The sequence below is a fragment of the Microcoleus sp. Aus8_D2 genome (genome assembly GCF_036702665.1).
In the GTDB taxonomy this organism is placed as follows: Bacteria; Cyanobacteriota; Cyanobacteriia; order Cyanobacteriales; family Microcoleaceae; genus Microcoleus.
Genome location: NZ_JAUBUN010000014.1, coordinates 139,455 through 151,079 on the forward strand (window position 1 = coordinate 139,455; position 11,625 = coordinate 151,079).

The 11,625-nt window shown below is 44.2% G+C and carries 11 protein-coding genes and 1 pseudogene; 6 read left to right on the forward strand and 6 right to left on the reverse strand.

Annotation, left to right across the window (positions count from 1 at the left end):
* The first annotated feature begins 248 nt into the window (after nt 1–248).
* From QUB64_RS13965 to QUB64_RS13985, 6 genes are all read left to right on the forward strand, one after another.
* Nucleotides 249–1,136 (forward strand): ABC transporter permease, encoded by an 888-nt coding sequence (locus tag QUB64_RS13965; protein ID WP_333277815.1) that lies wholly within the window; start codon nt 249–251, stop codon nt 1,134–1,136.
* Nucleotides 1,137–1,907: 771 nt separating this feature from the next.
* The gene (locus QUB64_RS32985) at nt 1,908–2,096 is read left to right on the forward strand and encodes a calcium-binding protein (protein ID WP_369124830.1); all 189 of its coding nucleotides are present in this window, start codon (nt 1,908–1,910) and stop codon (nt 2,094–2,096) included.
* Between the two features lie 10 nt (nt 2,097–2,106).
* The gene (locus tag QUB64_RS13970) at nt 2,107–3,336 is read left to right on the forward strand and encodes a calcium-binding protein (protein WP_333277813.1); all 1,230 of its coding nucleotides are present in this window, start codon (nt 2,107–2,109) and stop codon (nt 3,334–3,336) included.
* Nucleotides 3,337–3,732: 396 nt separating this feature from the next.
* Entirely contained in the window at nt 3,733–3,942 is a 210-nt protein-coding gene (locus QUB64_RS13975) for a DUF2997 domain-containing protein (protein ID WP_194071124.1), read from the forward strand.
* A 40-nt stretch (nt 3,943–3,982) separates the two neighbouring features.
* Nucleotides 3,983–4,369: a DUF1257 domain-containing protein gene (locus QUB64_RS13980; RefSeq protein ID WP_293149026.1), complete on the forward strand. Its 387-nt coding sequence runs from the start codon at nt 3,983–3,985 to the stop codon at nt 4,367–4,369.
* A gap of 79 nt (nt 4,370–4,448) precedes the next feature.
* Complete coding sequence (locus tag QUB64_RS13985; protein WP_333277811.1) at nt 4,449–4,916, forward strand: ferredoxin; 468 nt, start codon at nt 4,449–4,451, stop codon at nt 4,914–4,916.
* Nucleotides 4,917–5,011: 95 nt separating this feature from the next.
* Here QUB64_RS13985 and QUB64_RS13990 read toward each other — a convergent pair whose 3' ends face one another.
* The 6 genes and pseudogenes from QUB64_RS13990 to ltrA form a co-directional block, all read right to left on the reverse strand.
* Nucleotides 5,012–5,293, reverse strand: coding sequence for a YiaA/YiaB family inner membrane protein (locus tag QUB64_RS13990; protein ID WP_333277808.1), 282 nt, complete (start codon nt 5,291–5,293; stop codon nt 5,012–5,014).
* A gap of 420 nt (nt 5,294–5,713) precedes the next feature.
* Nucleotides 5,714–6,805, reverse strand: a complete 1,092-nt coding sequence (locus QUB64_RS13995) for a hypothetical protein (RefSeq protein ID WP_333277806.1) — start codon at nt 6,803–6,805, stop codon at nt 5,714–5,716.
* A 261-nt stretch (nt 6,806–7,066) separates the two neighbouring features.
* Nucleotides 7,067–8,047: a hypothetical protein gene (locus QUB64_RS14000; RefSeq protein ID WP_333277804.1), complete on the reverse strand. Its 981-nt coding sequence runs from the start codon at nt 8,045–8,047 to the stop codon at nt 7,067–7,069.
* A 57-nt stretch (nt 8,048–8,104) separates the two neighbouring features.
* Nucleotides 8,105–8,473: a hypothetical protein gene (locus QUB64_RS14005; RefSeq protein ID WP_333277802.1), complete on the reverse strand. Its 369-nt coding sequence runs from the start codon at nt 8,471–8,473 to the stop codon at nt 8,105–8,107.
* Between the two features lie 61 nt (nt 8,474–8,534).
* Nucleotides 8,535–9,095 (reverse strand): annotated as a pseudogene (locus QUB64_RS14010) (hypothetical protein); the annotation flags it as partial.
* Between the two features lie 22 nt (nt 9,096–9,117).
* A complete protein-coding gene (gene ltrA, locus QUB64_RS14015) occupies nt 9,118–10,911 on the reverse strand; it encodes a group II intron reverse transcriptase/maturase (RefSeq protein ID WP_333277800.1) in 1,794 nt (597 codons plus the stop codon).
* Nucleotides 10,912–11,625: the final 714 nt, after the last annotated feature.

Below are 11,625 nucleotides of genomic sequence, written 5' to 3' on the forward strand. Positions count from 1 at the left end.
ACTGGCTGAGGAGGTTATGATTATAATTGAAAGATTTCCAACTGTATCCTTGATTAAACATATGTATTTGCAAGGATAACTTTCAATTCAAAAGTACGCTCGAGCAATACTACTTTTAAGCGTGAGAAACCGATTTATTCATAGATTTAAAACACCCAAAGTCAATGAATATGTATCTAGATTACTCGTCCTTGTCAATGAATAAATCGGTTTATGGGTACTACACTGATTTTAGATTTTAGATTTTAATGAAACAGCAAAAATCGCTGAACAGCTTAATATTTCTACAGCCTGCTTGGCAACGATTTGGGCGATCGACCTCCGGGAAAATCGGCTTAATTTTGACTTTAGCGCTGATTTTTTCGGCACTGTTAGCTCCCCTGCTTTCTCCTTACAATGCTGCGGTCGATCGCGATTATTTGTCTAGATTAGTCGCTCCTAGCATCAAACATTGGTTCGGTACCGACGGTTTGGGGCGCGATTTGCTGGTGCGAGTGTGGCACGGATTGGGGATATCTTTGCTTGTCAGCTTGGTTTCTGTGGGTGCGGGATTATCTGTGGGATCTCTGTTGGGATTGCTAGCTGGGTATTTTCGCGGATGGGTGGAAGTGGCGATCGGCACTTTGGCGGATATTTTGCTAGCTTTTCCTTCAATCTTACTGGCGATCGCCGTTGTTACCGTCACCGGGCCGAGCCTGCAAAGCGTAATTATCGCCGTCAGCGTCGTGCAAATTCCGATTTACATCCGCCTGACTCGCAGCATGGTGCTCTCGCTGCGAGAACAAGAATTTGTGTTAGCTGTCAAAGCCTTGGGCGCCACCGACTTGCGGATTATTTTTCGCCACATTTTGCCGGGAAGTCTCGCGCCGCTTGTTGTACAAGCAACTCTTTCCACAGGTACAGCGACGCTAGAAGCTGCTGGTTTGGGTTTTCTAGGTTTGGGCGCGCAGCCGCCAGCCCCAGAGTTGGGCACTATGCTTTCCGATGCTTTCAAAGGTGGATACGCTCTTTCGTCTCCTTGGACTATTTTATTTCCCGGTTTGCTAATTACCTTGACTGTGCTGGGTTTCAACCTTTTGGGCGACGGGCTGCGAGACGTTTTAGACCCCAGAGATCACGCTGTGAGAAAGCAGTAAGTTCGATCGGCAGTTAAATTATATCTCAGTAAATAATCAAACTCTTGTGAGCCGTTGCTCCCAGCAGCACCCGGAATCAGCTAATGTCCATAGACTATCTTGTATAGCGATCGCCACAGCGGTGAGGACATAAATAACCTCATGAATAGAGCCTATAGCCCATAGCAGAAACCGTTTGATTTCCTTACTCTGCAACTGTCAAGCAGTCTACTGTCAAGCGGTCCACTGCTATAAAATATGACTTTTATGACTTTAAAGTTATGACTTTTATGACTTTAAAATATGACTTCAATGATCTAAAGTCATGACTTTTATGAATTTACTTTATAAAAAATCTATGTGATTATACTGATTACTTTACAGATGCAATACAAGTCCCATCTCAATTCTGTTCAATTAACGCTTTTTTGTCAATACTAACTCACTGTTGCAATCGCAGGATCTGTTTTTCACAGTATTTTGCCGATCGCACTCTCTGGCGCAAAAAGTATTGAGTCATATCTGACATTGTAACAACACCTGCTTGAAGATACATGGCGACCAATCAGACTTCATTTAGTAATGACTAAATACTATTTCGTGCGGCTACAAAACCGAAATAGTACATTTTAGCCAGCCAAAAACTAGATACGCATCATTCGAGGAAATCAACTCATGGCACTTATTTTTGCACTCAATAACAATGACACCTTACTCACAGGAACTGCGAACGATGACACCATCCTCGGAGCGGGAGGAAAAGATACCCTCGTCGGCCTTTGAGGTAAAGACATTCTCTTAGACGATGAGGGGAATAACTCACTGCTCGGCGGACTTGGTGATGACACCCTGTTTGAGGGACTTGGCAATTCGACTCTCAGCGGAGGTGAAGGAAATGATGTGTTGTTGAGCTTTGGTGGCAATGACTTAATGCTTGGCGACGCGGGGGACGATACTCTTATTTGGAGGGGCGGGGAATGATTTTTATCAGTTGGATGGTACAACGGCTCAAGGTAGCGTAATTTTAGATACCGGTGGCATAAATTCCTTAAGTATTTCGGGAGTCACGCTTTCACTCAATCTTGCTCCTGGAAAAACTGGCTTGGGACGAGATGGCACCACTTTAGTGATTGACTTGAATCAAGATGGCATAGTTAATGCTTCTGATGTAGAGATTTTGAACTTCTTTGCTACGCCGACTGGGACTACTCCTGGTTCTGGTGTCATCCAAAATTTGGGAAATTTCAGCAGCACGGAAATTTTTAATAGTTTTGCTGTTTCGCCTCCACCCCCTTTGGCACAACCGCTACCTCCGACGCCAACGCCACCGACGCCACCGACGCCACCGACGCCACCGACGCCACCGACGCCACCTGCTACTACTCCAACACTTGCGATCGCTCCTGTACTAACTCCACCAACTCCACCAACTCCACCAACTCCTACACCGACTTTGGTGGTGACGCCACCAACTCCTACACCGACTTTGGTGGTGACGCCGACGCCTCCGGAATGTCCGAGTTTGCCACTTATACCGATTCCTGTACTGGAACCTGGGCCGATCGTGAGTCTGCAAAATTCAGGGGATGATTTGGTGTTTGGTGCTGCCGGTGAAGATAGTATCAACGGCGGTAGGGGCAATGACACGGTATTTGGTTTAGATGGTTCTGATAGCTTGTTGGGAGGTGATGGGAACGATCGCATTTTTGGCAATCCCGGCAACGATAGTATCGATGGCGCTGCTGGCGATGATGTTGTGTTTGGCGGCAAAGATAACGATTTAGTTGTCGGCCGTGATGGGAACGATCGACTCAGGGGCGATCTAGGTAATGATACTGTCACTGGTGACAATGGCGACGATTTGCTGTTCGGCGGCAAAGGATCTGATTTGCTGTTTGGGGCGTTCGGGAACGATACGCTTAGCGGCGATTTGGATCGAGATACCTTGATTGGCGGGCCGGGGAATGATTTGTTTTTGCTGGGAGTGCAGGGGGGACAGACGGATGCGGCGGCTGCTGATTCGATCGCCGATTTCCAGGTAGGCATAGATTCGATCGGGCTTTCTGGAGGTTTGACCTTTGCTAGCTTGCGGCTGGAGGCTGATGGTTGCGACACCACAATTCGAGTTGCTGATTCCGGTCAAATTTTGGCTGTTGTGAATGCGGTGAAGCCCGATCGACTTCTGGGAAGTTTTGTAACGACTAATTTGACCTTGATTTAGAGGTTGAGCTTTCGGGCGATCGTACTTGGTTTTAGCTGAGCTGTTGCACCATTCTCGCTTAACAGGCTTTTCGCCTTCTTCCACAAAACATCAAAACTCTTATGGGGTGGGCGTTCTGCCCGCCCTTAATTTTTTTATTGCCAATGGTGTCCTGACTATTTATCGATCGACTTGACTGATGTCACAATGTACGCGAAACTTTACATACAACTGATGTATTGCTTCTACCTATTAATAACTTCTGTTAAGTTGTGACTCAAAACCTATCAATTAGTCAAAATTGATATAGTGCTTTGTCAGTCCGCCAACTCTCAAGAAGCGGCTTCAGGAGGCATCGTCCCTGGCTTGCTGGTGTCGGTGTCTGGTCTCATTGTTCCTATTCAGTCAGCTCGGATTATGGAAACACTAGAGTTTGTGATTTATCCAGATGGCCGCGTACAGGAAACAGTCACCGGCATTGTCGGTGCTTCCTGCGCTGAGGTAACGGCTGCAATTGAAGCCCAGCTCGGTGTGGTGCTTCATCAAGAGTCAACATCTGAATATTTCGCGCAAGTGCTGCATCAGTCAGCCGAAGCGACGGCCCAAGTGGCTTTTAGCGATTGGTAATCTTTTTTGTTGAGTTCACTTAAATTTTTTTGGAACCACCATGTCACACTTTAGCCAAATTAAGACCCAGATCCGCAATTTGAATTCTTTGGAATCTGCTTTAACTGATTTGGGTATCGACTGGAAGTCGGGCCCGACTGAGGTGCGCGGCTATCGCGGCCTCACCAGCACTGCTGAGGTGGTGATCGAGCAAGAAAACGGCTATGACTTAGGTTTTAGCTGGAACGGGACTGAGTATGAATTGGTGGCGGATTTGCAGTTTTGGCAGCAAGCTTGGTCTGTCGATCGTTTTCTAAATAAGGTGACTCAGCGTTATGCTTACCATACTGTGGTAAATGAAAGCGCTAAGCAAGGTTTCCAAGTTTCTGAGCAAAAGCAAAATCAAGACGGTTCGATCCGCTTGGTGGTTCAGCGCTGGTGTGCTTAAGGATTGTTTGAGATTTTTACAATCTTGTTTTATTTAAAGTCCGCCCAGGCGGACTTATTTATTCTTGTGAGGGATCTAAATGTCTGAGCTTTCTGGACTCGGAATAGATACAGCAGGCGATCGCACTGGTTTAGAACCGGAGTTGGGCGGATTTTTGCGAGATGCACCCGATCGCTCTGGTTTGGAACCGGAATTAGGTGGCGTGTTTCGCCAAAAAGGTGTCTATGTTGACGAGATTACCTGCATTGGCTGCAAGCACTGTGCTCACGTGGCTCGCAATACTTTCTACATTGAGCCGGATTACGGGCGATCGCGCGTAGTTCGACAAGACGGTGATTCCGAAGAGTTGATTGCTGAGGCGATCGACACTTGTCCGGTAAATTGCATTCACTGGGTTGACTACACCGAACTCAAGAATTTGGAAGAAGAGCGCAAGGATCAGGTGATTCCTGTAGTTGGTTTTCCCGTGGATATGGCTACGGTTCAGGCGGGTATTCGCCAGCGCCAGAAGGCTAAGGGCGATCGTCAGTTCAAAGGCGGCCATTAACATCCACAATTCACATCCGCAGCTTGAAACCTATGGCTCAAGCAACAAAAACAGCCCGCACGGGCTGTTCTTTGTATACACTATATAATTTGATTTCACTTGAGAGGATGGTGATCGGCGAGAATTTTCTCAACTCTGGCTTCGTCGATTCTGGCAGTTAATCTTGTTGCCTCGTTGTTATCCCGAATGGTTTTTGCTAAAGTAAAAGACGAACCGACCGAAAAAGTTAAACCCATACCCATAAAACTTTTAACCCACGGATCTACGGGCAAGAAAAAAATACCCATAGCGGTGGTAGAAAGAGCTAGGATAAAAGAAATCCAACATTGAAAAATCCAAGCATTAGTATCTTTTTGACGTACAATTTGTTGTGTCATAACCCCTCCGATTCAAATATATCTTTTGGTGGATTAACTTATACAATAGGCAATTCGATCCGGAGACTCAGGAAGGGTAGGGACAGTTTTTATAAGTGAACAGGGCGATCGGGCTTTTTACTAAAAATTAGAACGCTGTAGATAGGGTTTGAGCGTCAAGCAAGACACGCAGCCAGTGGACAGTTTACAAACTCTACTAAAGAAAGCTAGTTTTTTATCAAAATAGCGTAATATCCGCAGTGCGAACCCCCAGTGCCTGGTATAATACCAATTTTCAAAACTCTTGCAACATTATTCGTAGGGTGCGTCGCCACCGAAAATCCCTTGCATAAAGAGCGACAATTTCATAGCGACGCACCTTAGATAATTATCGTGTAATGTGCGTATTGCACACCATACAAAAAATCAAACAAGTGCTGACTACTTATTTTTTTGCTGAGTCTTAGCTTGCTCGATCGCAATTTCCCTCACAGCTTGGAAAGAACTCAAATTCGACGAACCCTCAATCGCCTTCACCGCCAAATCTTGAACCTGTTTCAAAGCAGAATCAAGCTGCTTCGACAAACTAGCAATCCGCGATTCCTGATTTTGAATTGTCTGCAACATCCCTTGAATTTGCAGATCATAATTTTGCTTCTGTCCTTCAATATCTTTAGCCAACAAATCAGCCTTAACCTTAGCTTGATAATTGCCAATATTGCGACCGTTATCTTTCCCATTCTTGACATTAGCTTCCAGTTCTTTCGGGAAAGCTTCAACCTTAGCCTTAACTTCCGCAGACAGTTTTTCCCGTTCCGAAATAGATTTTTCCCGTTCCGCCCACTGCTTCTCCTGTTCCTGGCGAAACTCTTCAATTTCTTGATACAGCCTTTTCTGGCGCTGTTCGTACTCTTCGACATCCAAATCTCGCTGAAGATTCAGATCGTAATCATACAACTCTTCATCCCGATCGCGATTTTTTTGCTGATTTTCATTGCGTTCTTTAACAGCCAGCTTTTGCAACTCCTGCTCTTTTTCCCAAGCTAGCCGCTGTTCCAGCAACTCCTGTTCCACAGTTTCGCGCTGTTCGCTGAGTTCGTTAGTAAAAGTTTTCGCACTTTCTTCGTACTGCTGAATCAAATTATCCAGCGTATCTTCCGCAACATCTTCTAAACTGTGCAACTCTTGCAGTTGTTGAACTTCCCCGCCCACAGTGCGCCGCAATTCTTCCAGTTTAGCAGCTTCAGAAGTTAATTTTTCCGACAACTCGCTGACAGCGCCACCAAAGCCAAATTGCAGCAAAATCAAATTGTCAATAGTGGACTGCATTTTTTGTTGAGTTTGAGTTAAAGCCATTGGTTTTTGTGCCTCCACAATAGGTTTTACTGGTGCTGGTGCTGGTGCTGCTGGTTGCTTTGGAGAAGCATTTAGCTGTTTGATTTGCAATTCTAACGCAGCTTTTTCTTGGGCGGCTTCCTTGTATGCTTCTAAGATTTCAGCCTTAGTGCTTTTGTCCGTAAGTTTTTTGTTCATGGCTTTTGATTTGTTAATAGTTGTGAATTAGGTTCGTAGTAAGGACTTCAGTCCTTCCTAAAAGGTTCGTAGTAAGGACTTCAATCCTTCCTAAAAGGTTCGTAGTAAGGACTTCAGTCCTAAAGTTTTGATAAATTAAGGACTAAAGTCCTTACTACGAACCTGGATGCGGACTAAAGTCCTCACTACGAACCTGGATGCGGACTAAAGTCCTCACTACGAACCTGGATGCGGACTGAAGTCCTCACTACGAACAGGGTTTTAAGCTTTGCTCGCAAAAGCTTTCATTGCCAAATCTTGCGCTTGCTTCATTGTGGCTTGGAGTTGTGCAGAAATTTCGGCTACTTGTTCAGTTTGCCGCTGCATTGTCTGCTGTAAAGATTGGACTTTCAACTCATATCCATGCTTGCTTCCCTCCCATTCTTTATCCGCTAAATCAGCCTTGACTTTAGCTTCGCGGGAAACTTCTTGAATTGCTTCTTCTTTGGCTTTGATGTAAGCCTGTTTGAGTTCTTCTTCAAATCCAGCAGCTTTCTTTTGATTCTCTTCAAACTCCGCTTGATTGTCGCTGAGGACTTTTTCTCTTTCTGCCCAGTTTTTGTCTTTTTCGCGAGTAGATTCTTGCAATTGCCGTTCTAGTTTGCGCTTCGTTTCTTCGTATTCGTCAGTTTCAATTTTACGCTCGCGCTGCAATTCGTATTGATAATCTGCGGCTTCCTGCTGGCGGTGTTTAGTTGTGAATGCAGTTTTTTCTCGAACTACTGCATCAAATTCTTGCTGTTCTTTTTCCCAAATCTTGCGTTTTTGGGTTGTATCTTTTTCGAGGACTTCGCGCTGGTTGCCGGCGTTTTGTTCGAGGAGGGTCAGTTTTTCCCGGTGTTCCTCAGTTAAAATGTGAAGGGCGTCTGCTACTACTCGGATTTGCTGCAACTCCTGCAATTGTTCGGCTTCAATTTCGATCGCCTTTTTTAACTCATCTAATTTTGCCGATTCCGCCTTCAGTTTTTCCGAAAGTCCGCTGGTGATGCTGCCGAAGTCTAATTGCAAGTCGGCTAAGCCTTTAACAATGCTGTCAATTGTGTAGGTAGAGGCGACTTCGAGGAGTTGTTTGTTTTTGGCTTTTTCGGCTGACTGTTCTTTGGTTTCAACTCTCGATTCAATCTTTTTATTTTCGGCTAAAATCTGCTGAAAATTTTGCAAAATTTTGGCTTTGCTATCTTTGGCAGTTGCTAGTAGTGTCATAAGGCTTGTTGCTCCTGATTCAAACTTTTTGAGACCTTGTTACTGAGACGTGTTTAACTATCCTAAGTTCCGGAGTTGGCTGAGAATGGTGCGATATTTTTTGGTGGCATTCGGTGGGAATTCTGGATGATTGCTTTCTAGAGATTTAAGGATTTTTTGACAGCGAGCGCACCGATTGGCTTGCCAGCACTCGCAATCGTCAACTAGACTTACAAGTGTGTCTTTCAGTAGTTGATTTTCCGATAGCAAAGCTTGGTAATTTCGCCGGATAGATTCGGCAACTACACTCATGTGTTGGAAATCTTGGGTCAGACTTTCGATGTCGTTAATTGTATCTGCCCGAATTTGGTCTAGCAGCTCGCAATTTTTTCGCAAACAACTTTCTTGTAGGTTTGGTTTGGGTTTGATTTTCGTTAATTTCTTCATTTTACTCTTCGCTGTCACAGTTACTGAAAAGGCGCGATTAAATCGCGCCTTTATAACAAAATTAGAACAAGTCAGCAGTCGCTCTGTCTTCGGCTGATGGTAGCGACATATTGCCGTTGGAAGTCAAAGCAATAGCATCGCTTTCACCGTTGGCATGAGCGGCCATCAAGGACGCAACTTGTGCCGCAGGAAGGTTATCTAAACAAATCATAGCTCTGGTTCCTTCCAAGTCAATCATCCGCGATTGATTGCTCGGATCGGACAAAACTGCTGCGGCTTGGTCGATAACTGCCCAGTCTTTCCGCTCCATCCAAGACCATTTTAAGCTGTAGTAATTTATCGGTTTTACTACTCCGCTGTCATCAGGTTTTTGACCGGAATGTTTGACAAATTCAGGAATAAAAATTCCGGTTGCTGGCTCTACGCCGCGCGATTGAACTGATGCGACTAAACGGTTAAAATCGTTCAAACTGCGGTTTTTGATGTAGGTCACCATGACAACTCCTTGTGGCAGTTCGCCGGTTTCTGCGACGAACCAGAGTTGACCCCAAAGTGTGTGGGAGGTTTGACCGAGGGAACCGAAGAATTTGGCAAATTTCAGGATTGTGATCGAACAGTTAGAGTCGATGGGAATGTTACCATTCCTACCTCTCCTTCAGAACCGTGCATGAAACTTTCGCTTCACACGGCTCCTTGATAATTCCACCTTTGTTATAGGTACGATTCAAAACGGGTTGCTGTCGTGATTCTTTAATTAAAGAACCATCGTTAGCCGTTTTTGTGTCGTGACAATGTTTGTGCAGAAGTTGAATATTATCATAAGTGTCTTTTCCACCTAATGATATTGGTTTAATGTGGTCAACCTCTACAATATCTGTACTTGTGAAATACAGACCACAGTGAGGACAAATACCTTTTTGTTTCTTGATTAGTTTTGAAACTCTTGTTGGTGTTTCTGGGTACTCGCCTCTTCGTTTACTCCAATAAGTCCAGTCTCCATTGAACGGACTAGCTTCACCTTTGACCTTTGTATGCCTTACGATTGGTGTACTGGCATGAGTGAGTAATGCTAATCCATCTTCTGTGCTGAAACACCAATTTTTGTCGCCTACTGCTCTCCAGTATTTGTCTTTATTGATGTTCCCTTTTCCCCTTGTTCTTGCCCATGCTCTTAATTTGTCATAGATTAGATTGTCTACTTTTGAAAAGCTTTCTTTGCTAATCACTGTTGAGTAATAATTTGCCCAACCTCTGATAACTGGATTCAACTTGCTAATTATAGCAGATTGAGGTGCGTTCTTATGGTTGTCTATTACTTCAGCTATTTTGACAAGATGAGCCTTGGTTTTTGTGTTTGAGGGTGTGATTAATGTTTTAAAACCTAGTGGGATTCCTTCGGAGCTATATGCACTTCTGTAGTTTCCTACTTTGTGTTGCTGAATATGGAATCCTAAGAACTCAAACCCAACATTTCCATCTAATTCGTTAAGGGTGTGGGTTAATTTTGTTTTGCTTGGTTTTAATTCCAGTCCCATGTCACTCAACCAGTTAGCTATTATCTCTTGACATTCCTTGACTACGTTTAAATCCTTATGGATTATCACGAAATCATCGGCATATCGGATTAAACTTAAGGCTTTGCGATTATCTCGCTTTTTCCCTTTTAGTGTTTCCGCATATTGCTTGATTCTTTCTTCCATACCATGTAGGGCAATGTTCGCAAGTAACGGAGAAATGACTCCGCCTTGTGGTGTACCATCATTAGTGGGGAATAAAGAACCCTGGTCACAATACCCTGCTTTGAGCCATGCTTTAAGCTGTCGGTTTAAGGTAGGGTATGTACTTATTTTGGAGATTAAAGCTTTGTGGTCTATACGGTCGAAGCATTTTGAGATATCGGCATCAAGTACATATTTGGGTTTCTTATTGATGCTAGTATATATTGCTTCGATTGCGTCGTGACAGGAACGTCCTGGTCTAAAACCATAACTGTTTGGCTCGAATTTAGCCTCCCATTCTGGTTCTAACGCTAGCTTGACTAACGCTTGTAATGCACGGTCGTTTATTGTGGGTATTCCTAATAGTCTAGTTTCAGTTGAACCCGGTTTGGGGATATTAACCCTACAAGTTGGTTTCGCCTTATTGGTCAACTTTAACTTACCTACAAGATTCATACGTTGCTTTGGGGATAGAGATTTGATTCCGTCCACACCCGCCGTATTTTTACCTTGGTTATCTTGTGTTACCCGACGAACCGCGATACATTTTGCCGACCAAGAATTAATCAGGGTCTTTTGAAGTTTGCGAACTGCTTTAACATCGCCTCGTTCACTCGCTTGAAATATGCGCTTTTGCAACTTGAAAGTCACCCGTTCTAACTTGCGCCAGTTGATGTCTTTCCATTCCACCGTCTGATTTTTAGTCAGCGTTTTAGACATATAATTGCTACTTGTTCTATTTCTTTGGAATTACCGAGTATCTGTCAGCATATCCTTGTCATTACAACAAGGCATTCGCTTCTGATACCATCCCTTCCCTAACTATCATTCGTTAGCTACTTACTGGTTATCGACCTGACCAGAGATAGTTAGGGGTTACTTCGTTCCGATTACACATTTGTTTGAAGTCTTTAGCGTGATGCTTTCCACCGGGTTTATTGGGCGGTGCTTATAAGTCAATCCAAAAATTGCTTATGCCCTATCCTTGCCTTTTGGCTTGGTGTTTATCAGTTTTTATTCCTGATTTAGCCATTTCACCATTCTTACGTAACGATGGTTCGGACACATCTTTGCTTTCGCTACACATGGACTTCTTGCTCAATAGTTACCAGATTCGGCTTCTAGTAGTTCTACTTTTTAACCCCGCTTTAGTTTGTTGGTTGCTACCCAATTAGACTAGGGGTTATGCTTTCACTCCTGCACTTGGAGGATAGGACTTGACTCACTGAGCCTCACCTATAAATGTAATCAGTTGTCACTAACTGCCTGAGCAATTAGGCTAACCGTCCCATAAGCTTTTCAACTTATTTTAGGTTAAACGAATCGCACCTTGGAACCGTAGTCTGTGTCGCCGATCGATTAAACTAAGCAATCCCGTCACCGAAATTACTCGTCTCCAGAACCGTGCGTGATAGTTTCCCATCACACGGCTCC

Coding starts and splice junctions, on each gene's coding strand:
- QUB64_RS13965 (WP_333277815.1), top strand. CDS start 249: ATGAAACAGCAAAAATCGCTGAACAGCTTAATATTTCTACAGCCTGCT.
- QUB64_RS13975 (WP_194071124.1), top strand. CDS start 3,733: ATGGAAACACTAGAGTTTGTGATTTATCCAGATGGCCGCGTACAGGAA.
- QUB64_RS13980 (WP_293149026.1), top strand. CDS start 3,983: ATGTCACACTTTAGCCAAATTAAGACCCAGATCCGCAATTTGAATTCT.
- QUB64_RS13985 (WP_333277811.1), top strand. CDS start 4,449: ATGTCTGAGCTTTCTGGACTCGGAATAGATACAGCAGGCGATCGCACT.
- QUB64_RS13990 (WP_333277808.1), bottom strand. CDS start 5,293: ATGACACAACAAATTGTACGTCAAAAAGATACTAATGCTTGGATTTTT.
- QUB64_RS13995 (WP_333277806.1), bottom strand. CDS start 6,805: ATGAACAAAAAACTTACGGACAAAAGCACTAAGGCTGAAATCTTAGAA.
- QUB64_RS14000 (WP_333277804.1), bottom strand. CDS start 8,047: ATGACACTACTAGCAACTGCCAAAGATAGCAAAGCCAAAATTTTGCAA.
- QUB64_RS14005 (WP_333277802.1), bottom strand. CDS start 8,473: ATGAAGAAATTAACGAAAATCAAACCCAAACCAAACCTACAAGAAAGT.
- ltrA (WP_333277800.1), bottom strand. CDS start 10,911: ATGTCTAAAACGCTGACTAAAAATCAGACGGTGGAATGGAAAGACATC.